The sequence below is a fragment of the Paraburkholderia sp. MM5477-R1 genome (genome assembly GCF_050436385.1).
GTDB classification, from domain to species: Bacteria; Pseudomonadota; Gammaproteobacteria; order Burkholderiales; family Burkholderiaceae; genus Paraburkholderia; species Paraburkholderia tuberum.
Map to the genome: position 1 here is coordinate 1289498 of NZ_JBNDMC010000007.1, position 19728 is coordinate 1309225.

Sequence of the window (19728 nt, forward strand, 5' to 3'; positions counted from 1 at the left end):
GCCGATCAGTGCTTGGCTTCGCCGATCAGCGCGACCGAATCGAAGGCGCGCTGGTTCGCCTGATGGCGTCGCATCACGAGCCACATCATCAGGCAGACGAAGGTGCCGAACAGCACGATCACGATGGTGACCGGCACGTCGAGCCACACGAGCACCGCGTACAGGCACAGCATCACGAGCACGGACAGATTCTCGTTGAAGTTCTGCACGGCGATCGAATGGCCCGCCGACAGCAGCACGTGCCCGCGATGCTGCAGCAGCGCATTCATCGGCACGACGAAAAAGCCCGACAGGCCGCCCACGAACATCAGGAAGATATACGCGAAAATCAGATAGCCCGACACGTGCATGCGGCCAAAATACACGCCCCAATGCGGGGGAAACAGATCGCGCGTGTAGAACGCCATCAGCATCACGGAGATACCCATCATGATGCCGACCGGCAAGACCGACAGCGACTTCTTCAACGGCACACGCGAAGCCGCGAAAATCGCGCCGAACGCGACGCCAACCGCGACCACCGCCTGCAGGATCGCCGCCTCGGACAGCGACATGCCCAGCGACACTTCGGCCCACTTCAGCACGATGAATTGCAGCGTCGCGCCCGCACCCCAGAACAGCGTCGTCACGGCGAGCGAAATCTGTCCGAGCTTGTCACGCCACAGCACGAGAAAGCAGTCGGCGAAATCGGTGATCAGGCGGATCGGCCCGTGCTCCTGTCGCGGATAGCGCGCGCCGGTGTCGGGAATGCGCAGATTGAACAGCGCGGCGATCACGTAAATGGCCATGATCACGACCATCGCGGCTTCCGCGGGCGTGTTCACGGTGGGGATGTGCCATTTGAGAATCGGCGCGGCGATATGCGGGCTGATCAGCGCGCCGCCGAGCACCGTGCCGAGAATGATCGAGCCGACCGTGGTGCCTTCGATCCAGCCGTTCGCGGCAACGAGCCGGTCAGGCGGCAACAGTTCGGTGAGAATGCCGTATTTGGCGGGCGAGTAGGCCGCCGCGCCGAAGCCGACGATGCCGTACGCAATCAGCGGATGCGCGCCGACCAGCATCGTTATGCAGCCAACCACCTTGATCGTATTGGTGATGAACATCACGCGTCCTTTCGGACGGGAGTCAGCGAATGCGCCCACGAAGGCGGCAAGAACGACGTACGACAGCACAAAAAACAGCTTGAGCAGCGGCGTCATCCAGTTCGGAGCGTGAAGATCTTTCAGCAGAGCGATAGCAGCGATCAGAAGCGCATTGTCGGCCAGCGACGAAAAAAACTGCGCGGCCATGATGGTGTAAAAACCTTTTTTCATCTGATGCGATGCTGTCCTCGCTGCGGTCTGTCCGCCCCGGCCGTTTGTCATGTGTCCGGGCTTATGCCGATCGAAATGGGTTGTGCGCACGGCTTTATATCATGAAAATAGCTGAATTCGGACTAGCAGAATCCTTGATCGCACCGCCCAGCGGGCCGCCGAGCGCTGAAAACGCCCTGTAAGCCGCTGATTCGCAAGTGTCTTTACGAAAAAATCCCATGCCGCGCCCCCTTTCCGCCACGATTCATACCGCTGCTCTCGCCAATAACCTCGCTGTCGCGCGGCGCTATGCGCCGAAATCGAAAATCTGGGCCGTCGTCAAGGCTAATGCCTACGGGCATGGCCTCGCGCGCGTGTTTCCCGGTTTGCGCGCTACGGACGGCTTTGGGCTGCTGGACCTCGAAGAAGCGGTGAAGTTGCGTGAATTGGGCTGGGCGGGCCCAATTCTTCTGCTGGAAGGCTTTTTTCGGCCGACCGACATCGACGTAATCGACCGCTACAGTTTGACCACGGCGCTGCATTCGGACGAGCAACTGCGCATGCTCGAAATGGCGCGTCTGTCGAAACCGGTCAATATTCAGTTGAAGATGAACACCGGCATGAACCGGCTCGGCTACACGGTCGAAAAATTCCGTGCCGCGTGGGAACGTGCGCGCGCCTGTCAGGGCGTCGGCCAGATCACGTTGATGACGCATTTTTCCGATGCCGATGCCGAGCGCGGCATCGCGCATCAGATGGAGGCGTTCGAGCGCGGCGCGCAGGGCATCGCCGGTGCGCGCAGTCTGTCGAATTCGGCCGCGACGCTGTGGCATCCGGAAGCGCATTTCGACTGGGTGCGTCCGGGCATCATCCTGTACGGCGCGTCGCCGTCCGGCGTGACGGCCGCGATCGACGGCACGGGCCTGCAGCCCGCGATGACGCTCGCGTCGGAACTGATCGCCGTGCAGACGCTCGGCGAAGGCAGCTCGGTCGGCTATGGGTCGAGGTTCACTGCGCGCGCTCCGATGCGCATCGGCGTGGTCGCGTGCGGTTACGCGGACGGCTATCCGCGCGTCGCGCCGGAAGGCACGCCGGTGATCGTCGATGGCGTGCGCACACGGATCGTTGGACGTGTGTCGATGGACATGCTGACCGTCGACCTGACCCCGGTGCCGACCGCCAACGTCGGCTCGCGCGTGGAATTGTGGGGCACCGCGCTGCCCATCGACGACGTCGCGCAGGCCTGCGGCACGATCGGCTACGAGCTGATGTGCGCGGTCGCGCCGCGTGTGCCGGTTCGGGCGGAGTAACGCGTGGCGAAAGCGAAGACGTTGTACATCTGCGGGGAATGCGGCGGACAGTCGCCGAAGTGGTCCGGTCAATGCCCGTCCTGCCAGACGTGGAACACGCTCGTCGAATCGGTCGCGGAGGCGCCGTCCGGTCACCGTTTCCAGTCGCTCGCGAAGAGCACGCCGGTACGGCGCCTCGCCGACATCGACGCGTCGGACGTGCCGCGCTTTTCAACCGGCGTCAGCGAATTCGACCGCGTGCTCGGCGGCGGCCTCGTGCCGGGCGGCGTGGTGTTGATCGGCGGCGATCCGGGCATCGGTAAATCGACGCTGTTGTTGCAATCGCTCGCGGAAATCGCGGCGGACAAACGCGCGCTCTATATCAGCGGCGAAGAATCTGGCGCGCAGATCGCGTTGCGCGCGCAACGGCTGGCGTTGCTCGAACCCGGCTCGAAGGCAAGCGAGCTGCAATTGCTCGCGGAAATCCAGCTCGAAAAAATTCAGGCGACGATCACGGAGCAACGGCCTGAAGTCGCCGTGATTGATTCGATCCAGACCGTCTATTCGGATGCTTTGACATCGGCGCCGGGCTCGGTCGCGCAGGTGCGCGAGTGCGCGGCGCAACTCACGCGCATCGCCAAGCAGTCGGGCACGACGATCATCATGGTCGGGCACGTGACGAAAGAGGGCGCGCTCGCGGGACCGCGCGTGCTCGAACATATCGTCGATACGGTGCTGTATTTCGAGGGGGATACGCACTCGTCGTACCGTCTCGTGCGCGCGATCAAGAACCGTTTCGGCGCGGTCAACGAACTCGGCGTGTTCGCGATGACCGAGCGTGGTTTGCGCGGCGTCGCGAATCCGTCGGCATTGTTTTTATCGCAGCACGAGCAGTCGGTGCCGGGCTCATGTGTGCTCGTCACGCAGGAAGGCACGCGGCCGTTGCTGGTCGAAGTGCAGGCGCTCGTCGATGCGGCCAACGCGCCGAATCCGCGACGCCTTGCGGTCGGCCTCGAACAGAACCGGCTCGCGATGCTGCTCGCGGTGCTGCATCGGCACGCGGGCATCGCCTGTTTCGATCAGGACGTGTTCCTGAACGCGGTGGGCGGGGTGAAGATCTCCGAGCCCGCCGCCGACCTCGCGGTATTGCTCGCGATCCATTCGTCGATGCGCAACAAGCCGCTGCCGAAGGGGCTCGTCGTATTCGGCGAAGTGGGCCTCGCCGGCGAAATCCGGCCGTCGCCGCGCGGTCAGGAGCGCCTGAAGGAAGCAGCCAAGCTCGGCTTCTCGGTAGCGGTGATTCCGAAGGCCAATGCGCCGAAACAGCCAATCGAAGGCTTACAGGTCGTTGCGGTCGAACGGATCGAACAGGCCATCGACCGCGTCCGCACGCTCGAATAGACGGGGGCCGGGACGGCTCGCCGGTACTTTGTACGCTTGCGGTACCGTAATGCCCGGTAAATATCTTCATATTGGCTGTAACCTGGTCGCCATACCTTTTTTCTAAGCTGTAATGATATGCATCCCGTCTGATGCTCGAAAAAGGATCGCGCCTTGAAACAGTCTCGTGAAACCGCTGCCCACCATAACATCCAGGTGCGCGGCTGCCGGGTCTCCGCACCGATTCATCAGCCGTGGGGCGGCGCTTGCCGGATCGTCGAGTGGATCGACACCGCGGGTCAGATCTCGCGGCGGGTGGTGGCCGAAGACGTAACGGCCGCCGAAGTGCGTGCCACGATCAGCCGCCATGTGGAAGGCCGCAAGCACCTGCTGTACGACGACGAAAAGTCGCCGCGGCAAACGCTGCCGAGGCAGACGCCGACGCGGCGTTGACGGCGGCGGGTTTTTCGATTGACCGGGCCTTGATCTTCATTGCGCCCGCGTCGCGGCTGCGCCACGCGCATTAGGCCGCGTCGTCGTGTGAGTCGGCGGCGCTCGCGGCCACCGCCGCATACGCGTGCGGATTGAACAGCGGATGCTGCGCCGCTTCAGCGGGCGTCAGCACCGGCGACACGCAGCAATCGAGCGATTCCAGCGATTCCACCCATTCGCCGAGCGTGCGCGTCGCAATCAGATTGGCGACTTCCTGAATGAGTGCCACGGCATCGGGACCGCCGATCGCCTGACCCAGGCTCCAGTGACGCGTCGCCCATTCCGGCCGATCGAGCGCCATGCACAGCGTTTCCCAGAACTTCAATTCGAGCGCGCCGACCGCGAGCCAGCGTTCATCGCTGGTGGGGTAGAGGTTGTAGCAGGGCACGCCGCCGTTCAACAGACCACTGCCCGCGGCGGGCGCCGCACCTTCGTTGACGAGCGACACCTGCGCGACGAAGTTGTGCGCATAGCTCGTGTGCGTCATCGATACATCGACGAAGCGGCCCGCGCCGCCTCGCGCGACATGCCAGAGCGCCGCGAGAATCTGCGTGACCGCGCTCAATGCGCCGCCGAGCAGATCGGCGATCTGGAAGTTCGGCAGGATCGGCGCACCGTCGCGGTTCGCCAGTTGATCGAGCACGCCTGCATAGCCGAGGTAATTCAGATCGTGGCCGGCATGGTCCGCGAACGGACCGCTCGCGCCATATCCGCTGATCGCGCAATAGACGAGCCGCGGATTGGCTGCGCTGAGCGTCGCGTAGCCGAGGCCGAGCCGCTCCATCACGCCGGGCCGGAAGCTCTCGATCAGCACGTCGGCTTCAGTCGCGAGTGCGCGCAGCACCTGGCGTCCTGCTTCGGACTTGAGGTCGAGGCGCGTCTCGCGCTTGCCGCGATTGACCATCCGGTAAAACGCGCCGGGTCGGCCCGCGACACGATCGCTCGACGACTGCATCATCGTGCGAGTCGGGTCGCCCGCGCCGGGCGCCTCGATCTTCAGCACATCGGCGCCGAGCTCGGCGAGGCGCAGCGCGGCCACCGGACCCGGCAGCAGACGCGTGAGGTCGAGCACGCGCAGTCCTTGCAACGGCGGCGCATCGGCTGCCGATGCAGCTACGGATTCTGGGGCCAATAACCCGGACGATGAATTCGCAAATGACAAAGCCAAGCTCCCCGTGGATGCCGGCGCGGTGCCGCTAGCCGATCTGTTCGAGTTCCTCGTGCGTCCCGAGCCATTCGGCTTCGAGCGTGTCGAGGCGCGCGTTCACGTCTGCCTGACGGCGGATCGCCTCCGTCAGCTTGCTCTTCTGCTCCGGTTCGTAACTCGCGGGATCGGCGACGAATGTATCGAGCGTCGCTTTCTCCGCGTTGAGTGCGTCCATTTCCCTTTCGATCTTCGCGATGCGGCTTTGCAGCGGCTTCTTCAGATGCGCGAGCTTCTGCCGCGTTTCCGCTTCGAGGCGGCGCTGTTCCTTGCGATTGACGTTGCTGTCGCCACTTGCCGCGCCGTTGGACGCTGCGTCCGACGCACCGGAAGCATTGGCCTTCAGCGCGGCGCGCTGCTCGGCCGCATGCTGCAGCAGCCAGTCGCGGTAGTCGTCGAGATCGCCGTCGAATTCCTGCAGACGATGCTTCGCGACCAGCATGAACTGATCGGTCGTCGCGCGCAGCAGATGCCGGTCGTGCGAGACCAGGATCAGCGTGCCTTCGAATTGCGCGAGCGCCATCGTCAGCGCGTGGCGCGTTTCGAGGTCGAGGTGGTTGGTCGGCTCGTCGAGCAGCAGCAGGTTCGGCTTTTGCCAGATGATCAGCGCGAGCGCGAGGCGTGCCTTCTCGCCGCCCGAGAACGGCGCGATCTTCGCGGTCGCCATGTCGCCGGAAAAGTTGAAGCTGCCGAGGAAGTCGCGCAGCTCCTGCTCGCGCGTATCGGGCGCGAGACGCGCGAGGTGCTGCAACGGGGTGTCGTCCGGACGCAGCGTTTCGAGCTGATGCTGCGCGAAGTAGCCGATGCGCAGACCCTTGCCTTCGCGTACGTGGCCGCTCAACGGTTCGAGCGTGCCCGCGAGCGTCTTGATCAGCGTCGACTTGCCCTGGCCGTTCGCGCCGAGCAGGCCGATGCGCTGACCATTCTGGATCGACAGCATCACGCGCTCGACGATCGGAATCTCGCTGCCGTCTTCGGCATGGTAGCCGCAGCGCACGTCTTCCATCACCATCATCGGATTCGGCGCGGAGTCGGGAGTGCGGAACTCGAACGTGAACGGCGACCCGACGTGCGCGGGCGCGATCAGCTCCATCTTCTCGAGCGCTTTCACCCGGCTTTGCGCCTGACGCGCCTTGGTGGCCTGCGCCTTGAAGCGGTTGATGTAGCTCTGCAGATGCGCGACCGTGCGCTGCTGCTTTTCGTACGCGCTCTGTTGCAGCGCGATCTGCTGCGCGCGCAGCACTTCGAATTGCGAGTAGTTGCCGCCGTAGCGTTTGATCTGCTGGTTCTCGAGATGCAGCGTGACGTTGCAGACGGAATCGAGAAACTCGCGGTCGTGCGAGATCACGATCAGCGTGCCCGCATAGCGATTCAGCCAATCTTCCAGCCAGACGATCGCGTCGAGGTCGAGGTGGTTGGTCGGTTCGTCGAGCAGCAGCAGATCGGAGCGACACATCAGCGCCTGCGCCAGATTCAGGCGCATGCGCCAGCCGCCCGAGAAGCTGCTGACCGGCTCGCGGGTCTGGTCGAGCGTGAAGCCGAGGCCGAGCAGCAACGCTTCGGCGCGAGCCGGCGCGGTGTAGCCGTCGGCGTCGGCGAACGCGGCGTGCGCTTCGGCTTCTGCCGCGCCGTCGTGCGCCGCGGAGGCCGAAGCGATGCGCGCTTCGATGTCGCGCAGCGCGGCGTCGCCGTCTAGCGTGTAGGCGAGGGCGGTTTTGTCGACGGCGGGCGTTTCCTGCGCGACGTGCGCGATGCGCCAGGTCGGCGGGATCGAGAAATCGCCGCCGTCCGCATGCAGCTCGCCGAGCAGCACGGCGAACAGCGTCGACTTGCCCGCGCCGTTCGCTCCGACGAGGCCGGCTTTTTCACCGGGGTTCAAGGTGAACGTGGTGTTGTCGAAAAGCGGCTTGGTGCCGCGCGCGAGGCTGAACTGGTTGAAGCGGATCACGACGTGGCCGGCTGAAGAAAACCGCTATTTTAGACTGCCCGGCGCGTTGCCGGGCGCGCGGCGCCGATTGCCCGTCTGTCACTTCGCGCGCAGCGCTCATCGGCCATCCGGCCGACTGTATCGGTAGCGCTTTTGGCATAGACTGACGGCTTTCACGGGAGGGCACATGACATCGATCTTTTCGTTTTCGGCACGCACGCTCGGCGGCGAGGAAGCGAGTCTCGCGCAGTACGAAGGCAAGGTGATGCTGATCGTCAATACCGCGAGCGAATGCGGGTTCACGCCGCAATACGCGGGCTTGCAGAAACTGTATGACGCGTACGCGGCGCGCGGGCTCGCGGTGCTAGGTTTTCCGTGCAACCAGTTCGGCAAGCAGGAGCCGGGCGACGCCGCGCAGATCGGCAGCTTCTGCGAGAAGAACTACGGCGTGACGTTTCCGATGTTCGACAAGATCGACGTGAACGGCCCGAACGCGCACCCGCTGTTCCGCTATCTGACGATCGAGGCGCCGGGACTGCTCGGTCTCGAGGCGATCAAGTGGAATTTCACGAAGTTTCTGATCGGCCGCGACGGCAACGTCGTCAAGCGCTATGCGCCGCTGACCAAGCCCGAGGCGATCACCGGGGATATCGAAGCGCTGCTGTAAGCGGGCACGCCTACAGGATCGGCGAAAAGAGCCGCGCGACGTGCATCAGCATGCGTCGCAGCGCGTTCGACTTGCGGTACTCGTCGCGGTCGATTTCGCGCGACTCGGCAAAGTCGTCGAGCAGCATCGTCTCGACTTCGAGCGCGAAGCCGCGGTCGACGGTCAGCACCATGATCTCGAAGTTCAGGCGAAACGAGCGGTTGTCGAGATTGGCGCTGCCGATCGCGGCCGCGCTGCTGTCGATCAGCACGACCTTCTGATGCAGGAAGCCCGGCTGATAGCGGAAGATGCGAATGCCCGCGCGCAGCGAGTCGTACGCATAGAGCTTCGACGCCGCGAACACCACGAGGTGATCGCGCCGGCTCGGAATCAGGATGCGCACGTCGACGCCGCGCAGCGCAGCGAGGCGCAACGCAGCGAATACGGCTTCGTCTGGGACGAGGTAGGGCGTCGTGATCCAGATGCGTTCACGTGCCGCGTTGATTGCTTCGACGAAAAACAGCGAGCAGGTCTCCTGCTTGTCGGCCGGGCCGCTCGGCAGCACGAGGCAGTGCATGTTGTTCGCGGCGCGCTCGTTGGCGCCGTGGTCGCCGGGCTGGTCGAAGGATGGGGTCACGGAATCCGCGGCCGGCGCGTCGAACTTGGGCAACTGCTGCGTGGCCCAGTACCAGTCCTCGATGAAGACGAACTGGATGCTTGCGACCGCCGGACCACGCACTTCGATGTGCGTATCGCGCCACGGCGACAGTGGCGGCTTCGCGCCCAGATATTCGACCCCGACGTTATGACCGCCGACAAACGCGCGCTCGCCGTCGACCGCCACGATCTTGCGGTGATTGCGGAAATTCAGTTGCAGACGGTTGACGAAGAGGCGGTTCGTGGCGAACGGCTGCATCTCGATGCCGGCGGCGCGCAGCGCCGCGACGTAGCGGTGCGGCAGATCGAAGCTGCCGATACTGTCATACAGGAAGTAGACCCGCACGCCCTGTTTGGCTTTGGCGATCAGCGCGTCCTTCAGCATGTCGCCGAGCGCGTCGTCGCGCACGATGAAGAATTGCACGATCACATAGCGGCGCGCGTTCTCGATCGCCTCGAAGATCGCCTCGAAAGTCGCCGTGCCGTTGACCAGCGTGCGCACGGTATTGCCGGGCAGGAACGGCATGCCGCCGAGGCGCGTCAGCGACTGCACGAGCCGCGAGCCGAGCTGCTGCGTCGGCACCCCGGCCGACGACGCCTGCGTGTCCCACTCCAGCGGATGCGCGCGCGTGCGCAGCAGCTCGTTCTCGACGCGGCGCGCGTCCGCGTAGCCGGCGAACTTGCTGCGGCCAAGGAACAGGTAGGGTATGAGCGTCAGATAAGGCATCGCGACCAGCGACACGGCCCACGCGATCGCCCCTTGCGAGGTGCGGGTATGGAGAATCGCGTGAGCGGCCGCGATGATGCCGAGAATGTGGGCAACAGCAACCAGCGTGCCGACGTGAAGCAGGTCGAATGACATAAGCTCGCGAACAGTTGGCGAAGCGCCGTGGTTCAGGAAACGGAGGCGGGCAGGGGCTCGCTCCGTGGTCTGCGGCGAACGCGTCGGGCAACGGGCTCAGGCTGCGGTTGCGGGCAAGGCCACGCGCTGTCGCGGCGATTGCTCGTGCCCCTGCCTGAGAAACGCGCTTGAAACGACGATCAAACGCTCAGCATGCCGGACTCAGACCGGCAAGTCGCTGGCCTGGATCAGAAACACGTTGTCGTCGCCGGCGCTGGTCGACAGCCACACGAGGTCGAGACCGCCGAACGCGGCCTCGACGTGCTCGCGTTCGTTGCCGATCTCGATGACGAGCACGCCGTCTTCGGTCAGCCAGTTGCGCGCGTCGGCAATGATCCGTCGCACGATGTCCATGCCGTCGGCGCCACCGGCGAGCGCCATCTCCGGCTCGTGCTTGTATTCGGCCGGCAGCTCCTGCATCGACGTGGCGTTCACGTACGGCGGATTGCTGATGATCACATCGTAGCGGCGCTCGGCGAGCGGCGCATACAGATCGCCTTCGAACAGCGCGATGCGCTCGTCGAGGTGGTAGTCCAGCACATTGCGCGTCGCGACTTCGAGCGCGGGCGCGGACAGATCGACCGCGTCGACGTCGGCGTTCGGGAACGCGTGCGCGGCGAGGATCGCGAGGCACCCGGAGCCGGTGCACAGTTCGAGCACCGCGCCGACCTGCTCGGGGTCCTCGACGTACGGCTGCAGGCCGTCCTGCAGCAGCTCGCCGATGAACGAGCGCGGCACGATCACGCGCTCGTCGACGTAAAAGCGATAGCCGTGCATCCACGCTTCCTGCGTGATGTACGCGGCCGGCACGCGTTCGGCTGCGCGTCGCTCGATCACTTTCAGCACCGCCTCGATTTCGGCCGTGGTCAGGCGCGCGTCGAGAAACGGTTCGAGCAGGTCGAGCGGCAAATGCAGCGTGTGCAGGATCAGATAGGCGGCTTCGTCGTAGGCATTGGCCGAGCCGTGGCCGAACGACAGTTTGGCCTCGCTAAAACGCGACACTGCATAACGCAGCAGGTCGCGGACGGTGCAAAAAGGAAGCGTCATCGCAAAGTTCCAGGTTACGCGATCAGTTGTTCGAGCACGCGGCGATACACGTTCTTCAGCGGCTCGATATGGGCGACTTCGATATGTTCGTCGATCTTGTGGATGCTCGCGTTCAGCGGACCGAACTCGATCACCTGCTTGCAGATGCGCGCGATGAAGCGGCCGTCCGACGTGCCGCCGGTGGTCGACAGTTCGGTGTCCACGCCGGTTTCGTCCTTGATCGCCTGCGCGAGCGCGCTCGACAGCTCGCCGCTCGGGGTGAGAAATGGCAGGCCGCTCACGGTCCATTGCAGTTCGTATTCGAGGCCGTGTTTGTCGAGAATCGCATGCACGCGCTTTTGCAGTCCTTCGACGGTGCTCGCGGTCGAGAAGCGGAAGTTGAACATCACGTCCGCGTGGCCGGGGATCACGTTGGTCGCGCCGGCGCCGCTGTGGAGGTTCGACACCTGCCAGGTGGTCGGCGGGAAATATTCGTTGCCTTCGTCCCAGCGCTCGGCGACGAGTTCGGCGAGCGCTGGCGCCAGCAGGTGCACCGGATTCTTCGCCAGATGCGGGTAGGCGATATGGCCCTGCACGCCCTTGACGATCAGCTTGCCCGACATCGAGCCGCGCCGGCCGTTCTTGACCATGTCGCCGAAACGCTCGCTCGAGGTCGGCTCGCCGACGATGCAGTAGTCCATGCGCTCACCGCGCTGCTGCAATGCTTCGACGACCTTGACGGTGCCGTCGGTGGCGGGGCCTTCCTCGTCGCTCGTGATCAGGAACGCGATCGAGCCGCGGTGCTCGGGGTGCGCGGCGACGAACTCCTCGCTCGCGACGACGAAGCCGGCGATCGACGCCTTCATGTCCGCCGCGCCGCGGCCGTACAGCTTGCCGTCGCGCTGGGTCGGCTCGAACGGCGCCGAGCGCCACTGTTCGAGCGGGCCGGTCGGTACCACGTCGGTGTGGCCGGCGAACGCGAGCAGCTTGCCTTGCGTGCCGTCGACGCCGCGTTTGACGGCCCACAGGTTGGTCACGCCGTTGGATTCGATCGTCTCGTGCTCGAAGCCGAGCGCGGCGAGGCGCTCGATCAGGAGACGCTGGCAATGCTGATCGTCGGGCGTGACGGACGCGCGCGCGATCAGTTGTTCGGTAAGGGCGAGGGTGCCGGACATGGATTCAGTACAAGCCACTTTGAAATGAAAAAATGCCGGCTCGCGGTGAGGCACCGCAGCCGGCAACAGCCTTTGAACGACGCGGCGCGAGGCCGCGCGTTCGACTACCTCGTGCTGGAGCCTGGCGCTTCAGCGCCGCGCTCAGACAAACAGCGCCGCGTACTCGTCCGCCGAAAAGCCGAGCGACTTCACCCGCCCGTTCACGACCAGCACCGGCCGCTTGATCACCGACGGCTTGTGGATCATCAGCGCGATCGCGCCCGGCTGCGTTTCCGCGGCCGCCTTCATGTCGTCGGACAGAGCGCGCCACGTCGTGCCGCGGCGGTTCAGCAGCGCCTCGAGCTTGACGTCCTTGAGCCAGTCCTGCACGAGCGGCTCGGTCACGCCGGCCTTCTTGAAGTCGTGGAACTCGAACTCGACGCCGTGCTCTTCGAGCCACACACGGGCCTTCTTCACGGTGTCGCAGTTCGGAATGCCGTAGACGACGGTTTTGGTGCCGCGCGCCATCAATCGCCTCGCAGCAACTCGTTCAGGCCGACCTTCGCGCGCGTCTTCGCGTCGACCTTCTTGACGATGACCGCGCAGTACAGGCTGTGCGTGCCGTCCTTCGACGGCAGGTTGCCCGCTACCACGACCGATCCCGCCGGAATGCGGCCGTACGTGACTGCGCCGGTTTCGCGGTCGTAAATTTTGGTGCTCTGGCCGAGGTACACGCCCATCGAGATCACCGAGTTTTCCTCGACGATCACGCCTTCGACGACTTCCGAGCGCGCGCCGATGAAGCAGTTGTCTTCGATGATGACCGGGTTGGCCTGCAGCGGCTCCAGCACGCCGCCGATGCCGACGCCGCCCGACAGGTGCACGTTCTTGCCGATCTGCGCGCACGAGCCGACGGTGGCCCACGTGTCGACCATCGTGCCTTCGTCGACGTACGCGCCGATGTTGGTGTACGACGGCATCAGCACGACGTTCTTCGCGATGAACGAGCCGCGGCGCGCGATCGCGGGCGGCACCACGCGGAAGCCGCCGGCGGCGAAGTCTTCAGCGGTGTAGTTCGCGAACTTCGACGGCACCTTGTCGTAGAACTGGCTGTAGCCGCCGGCCGGCATCGGCGCGTTGTCTTCCAGACGGAACGACAGCAGCACGGCCTTCTTCAGCCACTGGTTGACGACCCAGTCGCCGTCCTTCTTTTCGGCGACGCGCAGCGCGCCCTTATCGAGTTGCTCGATCGCATGGGCGACGGCTTCGCGCACTTCTGCCGGCGCGGCCTTCGGCGACAGTTCGGCGCGGTTGTCCCAGGCGGTATCGATGATGCTCTGAAGTTGTTGCGACATATGCGTGATTATCTGAAGGGTTGAAGTCTGAAGAAGGGGATGCCGTGTAGCTCGAGCGAGGCTCAGGCTGCACTCAGTTGACACTGAGCGAGCGGCAGAATTCGACGATCCGCTGCGCGCCCGCCGTGCATTCGTCGACGTCGGCGACGAGCGCGAGGCGCACGAAATTGCGGCCGGGGTTCACGCCGTGCGCGGTGCGCGCGAGGAACGAGCCCGGCAGAACCGTCACATTATAGTCGGCGTAGAGGCGCTGGGCGAACTCGGTGTCCGTGAGGCCGGTGCGCTCGACGTTGGCCCACAGGTAGAACGCGGCGTCGGGCAGGCGCACGTCGAGCACGTCGGCGAGCATCGGCGTGACGGTCGTGAACTTCTGCAGGTACTTCGCGCGGTTCTCGCGCACGTGCGTCTCGTCGCTCCAGGCGACCACGCTCGCGCTCTGGAACACGGTCGACAGCGCCGTGCCGTGGTACGTGCGGTACAGCAGGAATGCCTTGAGAATCGCGGCGTCGCCGGCGACGAAGCCCGAGCGCATGCCCGGCACGTTCGAGCGCTTCGACAGACTCGACAGCATCACGAGGCGCTCGAAGCCGCGTCCGAGCTTGTGCGCCGCTTCGAGGCCGCCGAGCGGCGGCTTCGACTCGTCGAAATAGATTTCCGAGTAGCACTCGTCCGACGCGATCACGAAGCCGTAGCGGTCCGACAGCGCGAACAGCTCGCGCCAGTCGTCGAGCGTGAGCACGGCGCCGGTCGGGTTGCCCGGCGAGCAGACGTACAGCAGTTGCGTGCGGGCCCACACGTCGGCGGGCACCGCCGAGTAGTCGCACGCGAAGTTGCGCGCCGGGTCGCTGTTGACGAAGTACGGCTGCGCGCCGCCGAGCAGCGCCGCGCCTTCGTAGATTTGGTAGAACGGATTCGGACAGAGTACGATCGCAGGCTCGCCGTCAGCATCGCGGCGCGGATTGAGCACCGTCTGCGCGAGCGCGAACAGCGCCTCGCGCGAGCCCGCCACCGGCAGCACCTCGGTCAGCGGATCGAGCGGCGGCAGGTCGTAGCGTTGCGCGACCCATTTCGCGATCGACTCGCGCAGCGGCGCCGAGCCGAGCGTGGCCGGGTACGCGGCGAGGCCGCCGAGCGAATCGATGACGGCGTCGCGGATCAGCGGCGGGGTTGGATGTTTCGGCTCGCCGATGCCGAAGCTGATGTGCGCAAGGCCGGCCGGCGGCGTGACGTCCTTGAAAAGCAGGCGCAGCTTTTCGAACGGATAGGGCTGAAGGGAGTCGAGTAGCGGATTCACGGACGAAATGGCCTGATCGGGATGGACGCGGACGAATGGCGGGACAACCGGGCACGCGCGCCGGCGGGCGGCGGCGAACGGACGATTATAGCGTGGCGCGCCCGCGGACCAGGCGGGAGCCGGGCGCGCGGCGCGGGAGCAATCCGCGAGGCGGCACACCGGGGCGCCGCGGCGGGAACGGCGCGAAATCCGCCACGGTTCGCGTAAAAGAATACGCAGGAGCAGCAATGTACGCAGCAGTTCAGGAGACGGCCGGCTGGACCCTCATACGACCCCCCCACGACGTCCGTCGGAGTCCCGCCCCATGACCAACTGGCTTCGCAACGGCTGGCCGACGCTCGCGATCATGCTGGGCGCGTCGGTCTGGGGGATGGTCTGGTATCCGCTGCGGATGCTGGCCGCGCTCGGGGTGACCGGCACCGCCGCGAGCGCGCTCACGAGCGGCACCGGCTGCCTGTTCGTGCTGCTCGTGCGGAATGGCGCGCTGAAGACCGTGCGGTGGCACTGGCTGCTGCCGGCGCTCGCGCTCGCCGCGGGCGTCACGAATCTCGGCTTCGTGTGGGGCGCGATCCACGGTCAGGTGATGCGCGTGCTGCTGCTGTTTTATCTGACGCCCGCGTGGACCGCGCTGTTCGCGCATTTCATCCTGCACGAGCGGCTCACGTGGTCGGGCGCGGCGCTGGCCGCGCTGTCGCTCGCGGGCGCGATGACGATGCTATGGTCGCCGCGTCTCGGCATTCCGGTACCCGGCAATCCCGCCGAATGGGCCGGGCTCGCCGGCGGCATGGGCTTCGCGATGAGCAACGTGCTGATCCTGAAGACGAGCCGCGTGCTGCCGGACATGAAGCCCGAAATGCGCACCGCGGTGATCTTCGGCGGCGCGGCGCTGTTCGGCGCGCTCGCGTCGCTGTTCGAGCCGATGCCCGCGCCGCCCGTCGGCGCGCATCTGGGCACGGCGGCGCTGCTGGTGCTCGGTCTCGGTCTGCTGCTCGCGTCGAACAACATGCTCGTGCAATACGGGCTCTCGCGCGTGCGGGCCAATCGCGCGTCGATCATCATGCTGTTCGAACTCGTCGTGACGGCGCTGTCGGCGTGGTTGTTCGCCGGCGAAGTACCGGGCCCGCGCGAATGGGCCGGCGGCGCGTGCATCGTGCTCGCGTCGGCCTTGTCGAGCTGGGTGCATCGGACGAAATTGGCGCCGCCCGATCCCGCCATCGGGGACACGGAGGGGCCCGGCGGCGACGATGGACGCGGTGGTCAATGCGGTAGCAAACGCGGCGACCAACGCGGTGACGAACACGGCCCTGACGGCGACAGTGACGACCGCCGAAAGGGCGGTAAGAATCGTCCACGCGCGATGGTATGATTCCCCCTCATTAGCCGGCGCATGCGTATCTGCGTGTGCCTCAGATATGCATGAGCGCATGCAGCCGGCAACCAAATTGCGAAGGCTCGCGAGGTTGCGCGGGGCCGTCCCGCTGCGGCGGTGAACGACTGGCGCAACCTCGCGAGCCACCTATCACTCTCTCTTTTCAAACAGCGAAATCGCCGTGCGGCTCACCTCGATCAAACTCGCTGGTTTCAAATCCTTCGTCGATCCCACGCATTTCCAGGTCCCAGGCCAGTTGGTTGGCGTGGTCGGTCCGAACGGGTGCGGCAAATCCAACATCATCGACGCCGTGCGCTGGGTGCTCGGCGAATCGCGCGCCTCCGAATTGCGCGGCGAGTCGATGCAGGACGTGATCTTCAACGGCTCGACCGCCCGCAAGCCCGGCAGCCGCGCGAGCGTCGAACTCGTGTTCGACAACGCGGACGGCCGCGCCGCCGGCCAGTGGGGCCAGTATGCGGAGATCGCCGTGAAGCGCGTGCTGACGCGCGACGGCACGTCGAGCTACTACATCAACAATCTGCCGGCGCGGCGCCGCGACATCCAGGACATCTTCCTCGGCACCGGCCTCGGGCCGCGTGCGTACGCGATCATCGGGCAGGGCATGATCGCGCGGCTGATCGAGGCGAAGCCCGAAGAGCTGCGCGTGTTCCTCGAAGAAGCCGCCGGCGTGTCGAAGTACAAGGAGCGCCGCCGCGAGACCGAGAACCGTCTGCACGACACGCGCGAGAACCTGACGCGCGTCGAGGACATCGTCCGCGAGCTCGGCACGAATCTCGAGAAGCTCGAGGGGCAGGCGGTCGTCGCGACCCGTTATCGCGAGCTGCAAAGCGACGGCGAGGAAAAGCAGCGTCTGCTGTGGTTGCTGCGCAAGAACGAGGCGGCCGGCGAGCAGCAGCGCCAGCAACGCGCGATCGAGCAGGCGCAGATCGACCTCGAGGCGCAAACCGCGAAGCTGCGCGAAGTCGAGGCGGAACTCGAAACGCTGCGCGTCGCGCACTATTCGGCGAGCGACGCGATGCAAGGCGCGCAGGGCGCGCTGTACGAGGCGAACGCGGAAGTGAGCCGGCTGGAAGCCGAGATCCGCTTCATCGTCGAATCGCGCAACCGCGTGCAGGCGCAGATCGCCGCGCTGACCGCGCAGCGCGAGCAGTGGCAATCGCAGGCCGACAAGGCGCAGGACGATATCGCCGACGCTGAAGAGCAACTGGCCGTCGCTGAAGAAAAAGCCGTGCTCGCCGAAGAGGACGCCGCCGCGAAGCACGATGCGCTGCCCGCCCTCGAAGCGCGCTGGCGCGACGCTCAGGCGGAACTGAACACCGAGCGCGGCGGCATCGCGCAGACCGAGCAGGCGCTGAAGCTCGAAGCCGCGCATCAGCGCAATGCCGATCAGCAGTTGCAGCAGCTGCAGCAGCGCCATGAGCGGCTGAAATCGGAAGAGGGTGGCCTCGACGCGCCCGACGAGGCGCAGCTCGAAGAATTGCGCATGCAGCTCGCCGAGCACGAGGAAATCCTTCACGACGCGCAGAGCCGCCTCGCCGACGCGCAGGAAACACTGCCGCGGCTCGACGGTGAACGCCGCGCCGCGCAGGAGCGCGTGCAGGCCGAAAGCGCGCAGATCCATCAGCTCGACGCGCGCCTCGCCGCGCTCAGGCAGTTGCAGGAAAACGTGCAGACCGAAGGCAAGATCCAGCCGTGGCTCGACAAGCACGAGCTGGGCAGCCTGCCGCGTCTGTGGAAGAAACTGCATGTCGAGGCCGGTTGGGAAACCGCGCTCGAAGCGGTGCTGCGCGAGCGCCTCGCCGCGCTCGAAGTGTCGAATCTCGACTGGGTCAAGGCGTTCGCAACCGACGCGCCACCGGCCAAGCTCGCGTTCTACGCGCCGCCCGCGGCTGGTCAGCCTGCCCCGGCGGCGGGCGCGCTGCGCTCGCTGCTGTCGCTCGTGCGCATCGAGGACGCGGGTATCCGCGCGGTGCTGACCGACTGGCTCGGCCTCGCGTTCGTCGCCGACGATCTGCAGCAGGCGCTTTCGATGCGCGCGCAGCTGCCCGAGGGCGGCGCGTTCGTCGTCAAGGCGGGGCACGTGGTCACGCGCGTCGGCGTACAGCTGTATGCGGCCGATTCCGAACAGGCCGGCATGCTCGCGCGTCAGCAGGAAATCGAAAACCTCGGCCGCCAGGTGCGCGCACAGGCATTGCTCGCCGACGAGGCGAAGGCCGCCGCGATCCGCGCCGAAGCCGCGCACACGCAAGCCGCGCAGGCGCTCGCCGAGCTGCGCCAGCAGGCCGAACGCGCGACGCAGCGGGTGCACGCGTTGCAGATGGACGTGCTGAGGCTCACCCAGGCACACGAACGCTACACGCAGCGCAGCACGCAGATTCGCGAGGAACTCGAAGAAATCGCCGCGCAGATCGACGAGCAGCGGGCGCTGCGCGCCGAGTCGGAAGCGAACTTCGAGCGTCACGACGGCGAGCTCGCCGAACTGCAGGCGCGCTTCGAAGATCACCAGCTCGCGTTCGAAGCACTCGACGAAGAACTGACGACCGCCCGCGGCGAAGCACGCGAGCTCGACCGCGCCGCCACCGACGCGCGCTTCGCCGCCCGCAACATGGCGAACCGCATCGACGAATTGAAGCGCAGCATCCAGGTCGCGCACGAGCAGAGCGAGCGCGTTGCGGGCGCGCTCGAAGACGCGCGCGCCGAACTGGAAACGATCAACGAGCAGACCGCGCACACCGGGCTGCAGGACGCGCTCGACATCCGCGCCGTGAAAGAAGAGGCGCTGCGCGCCGCGCGCGTCGAGCTCGACGACCTGACCGCGAAGCTGCGCTCGGCCGACGAAACGCGCCTCACCGCCGAGCGCGCCCTGCAGCCGCTGCGCGACCGCATCAACGAATTGCAGTTGAAGGAGCAGGCCGCGCGCATCAGCGGCGAGCAGTTCGTCGAGCAGCTGGCCGCGGCCGGTGTCGATGAAGCCGAACTGCAAGCCAAGCTGACGGCGGACATGAAGCCGTCGTACCTGCAGGGCGAAGTCACGCGCATCAACAACGCGATCACCGCGCTCGGGCCGGTCAACATGGCCGCGCTCGACGAGCTGAAGGCCGCGACCGAGCGTAAGAGCTTCCTCGATTCGCAGTCGGCCGACCTGACGAGCGCGATCGAAACGCTCGAAGACGCGATCCGCAAGATCGACGCCGAAACGCGCACGCTGCTGCAAAGCACGTTCGACGAAGTGAACCGTCATTTCGGCGAGCTGTTCCCGCGTCTCTTTGGCGGCGGCCAGGCGAAGCTGATCATGACCGGCGACGAAATTCTCGACGCCGGCGTGCAGGTGATGGCGCAACCGCCGGGCAAGAAGAATTCGACGATTCACCTGCTGTCGGGCGGCGAGAAAGCGCTGACCGCGACCGCGCTCGTGTTCGCTATGTTCCAGCTGAATCCCGCGCCGTTCTGTCTGCTCGACGAAGTGGACGCACCGCTCGACGACGCCAACACCGAGCGTTTCGCGAATCTGGTACGGGCGATGTCCGACAAAACCCAGTTCCTGTTCATTTCGCACAACAAGATCGCGATGGAGATGGCGCAGCAGCTGATCGGCGTGACGATGCAGGAGCAGGGCGTCTCGCGGATCGTCGCGGTCGACATGGAAACGGCGGCGGGTTTCGCCCAGAATATCGTTTGAGTTAACGCCTTCGCGGGCATCCGCATCCAGCGCAGCGGCCTC

General features: G+C 65.7%; 15 protein-coding genes. 6 read left to right on the plus strand and 9 right to left on the minus strand.

Features of this window, described 5'->3' with window-relative positions:
* Window positions 1-5: 5 nt before the first annotated feature.
* Complete coding sequence (lplT, locus tag OKW35_RS34865; RefSeq protein ID WP_184056931.1) at window positions 6-1313, minus strand: lysophospholipid transporter LplT; 1308 nt, start codon at window positions 1311-1313, stop codon at window positions 6-8.
* A 218-nt stretch (window positions 1314-1531) separates the two neighbouring features.
* Here lplT and alr point away from each other — a divergent pair, with 218 nt between their 5' ends.
* The 3 genes from alr to OKW35_RS34880 all read left to right on the plus strand — a co-directional run bounded on the left by alr (window position 1532) and on the right by OKW35_RS34880 (window position 4414).
* A complete protein-coding gene (gene alr / locus OKW35_RS34870) occupies window positions 1532-2602 on the plus strand; it encodes an alanine racemase (protein ID WP_429489120.1) in 1071 nt (356 codons plus the stop codon).
* A 3-nt stretch (window positions 2603-2605) separates the two neighbouring features.
* The gene (radA, locus tag OKW35_RS34875; RefSeq protein WP_184056927.1) at window positions 2606-3982 is read left to right on the plus strand and encodes a DNA repair protein RadA; all 1377 of its coding nucleotides are present in this window, start codon (window positions 2606-2608) and stop codon (window positions 3980-3982) included.
* Window positions 3983-4135: 153 nt separating this feature from the next.
* On the plus strand, window positions 4136-4414 hold the full coding sequence (locus OKW35_RS34880) for a DUF2866 domain-containing protein (RefSeq protein WP_090800615.1): 279 nt from the start codon (window positions 4136-4138) through the stop codon (window positions 4412-4414).
* Between the two features lie 70 nt (window positions 4415-4484).
* Here the strand turns inward: OKW35_RS34880 and OKW35_RS34885 are convergent, their stop codons facing one another.
* Together OKW35_RS34885 and OKW35_RS34890 are read right to left on the minus strand one after the other, a co-directional pair.
* The gene (locus tag OKW35_RS34885) at window positions 4485-5540 is read right to left on the minus strand and encodes a CaiB/BaiF CoA transferase family protein (protein ID WP_429555112.1); all 1056 of its coding nucleotides are present in this window, start codon (window positions 5538-5540) and stop codon (window positions 4485-4487) included.
* A 109-nt stretch (window positions 5541-5649) separates the two neighbouring features.
* Window positions 5650-7605: an ATP-binding cassette domain-containing protein gene (locus OKW35_RS34890; protein ID WP_429489112.1), complete on the minus strand. Its 1956-nt coding sequence runs from the start codon at window positions 7603-7605 to the stop codon at window positions 5650-5652.
* A gap of 166 nt (window positions 7606-7771) precedes the next feature.
* Here OKW35_RS34890 and OKW35_RS34895 point away from each other — a divergent pair, with 166 nt between their 5' ends.
* Window positions 7772-8251: a glutathione peroxidase gene (locus OKW35_RS34895; protein ID WP_090800611.1), complete on the plus strand. Its 480-nt coding sequence runs from the start codon at window positions 7772-7774 to the stop codon at window positions 8249-8251.
* A 10-nt stretch (window positions 8252-8261) separates the two neighbouring features.
* Here OKW35_RS34895 and cls read toward each other — a convergent pair whose 3' ends face one another.
* The 6 genes from cls to dapC form a co-directional block, all read right to left on the minus strand.
* Window positions 8262-9749, minus strand: coding sequence for a cardiolipin synthase (cls, locus tag OKW35_RS34900; RefSeq protein ID WP_429554445.1), 1488 nt, complete (start codon window positions 9747-9749; stop codon window positions 8262-8264).
* Window positions 9750-9950: 201 nt separating this feature from the next.
* On the minus strand, window positions 9951-10835 hold the full coding sequence (gene prmB / locus OKW35_RS34905) for a 50S ribosomal protein L3 N(5)-glutamine methyltransferase (RefSeq protein WP_090800608.1): 885 nt from the start codon (window positions 10833-10835) through the stop codon (window positions 9951-9953).
* A 14-nt stretch (window positions 10836-10849) separates the two neighbouring features.
* Window positions 10850-11989: a succinyl-diaminopimelate desuccinylase gene (dapE, locus tag OKW35_RS34910; protein ID WP_429346400.1), complete on the minus strand. Its 1140-nt coding sequence runs from the start codon at window positions 11987-11989 to the stop codon at window positions 10850-10852.
* Window positions 11990-12130: 141 nt separating this feature from the next.
* Window positions 12131-12496: an ArsC family reductase gene (locus tag OKW35_RS34915; RefSeq protein WP_090800605.1), complete on the minus strand. Its 366-nt coding sequence runs from the start codon at window positions 12494-12496 to the stop codon at window positions 12131-12133.
* Window positions 12496-13323, minus strand: coding sequence for a 2,3,4,5-tetrahydropyridine-2,6-dicarboxylate N-succinyltransferase (gene dapD / locus OKW35_RS34920; protein WP_090800603.1), 828 nt, complete (start codon window positions 13321-13323; stop codon window positions 12496-12498). The genes OKW35_RS34915 and dapD overlap by 1 nt, the downstream gene beginning before the upstream one ends.
* A 73-nt stretch (window positions 13324-13396) precedes the next feature.
* Window positions 13397-14617: a succinyldiaminopimelate transaminase gene (gene dapC, locus OKW35_RS34925; RefSeq protein WP_429405560.1), complete on the minus strand. Its 1221-nt coding sequence runs from the start codon at window positions 14615-14617 to the stop codon at window positions 13397-13399.
* Between the two features lie 304 nt (window positions 14618-14921).
* Between dapC and OKW35_RS34930 the strand changes: the two genes are divergently transcribed.
* Window positions 14922-15983 (plus strand): DMT family transporter, encoded by a 1062-nt coding sequence (locus OKW35_RS34930; protein WP_429554446.1) that lies wholly within the window; start codon window positions 14922-14924, stop codon window positions 15981-15983.
* A gap of 184 nt (window positions 15984-16167) precedes the next feature.
* Window positions 16168-19686: a chromosome segregation protein SMC gene (smc, locus tag OKW35_RS34935; protein WP_429554447.1), complete on the plus strand. Its 3519-nt coding sequence runs from the start codon at window positions 16168-16170 to the stop codon at window positions 19684-19686.
* Window positions 19687-19728: the final 42 nt, after the last annotated feature.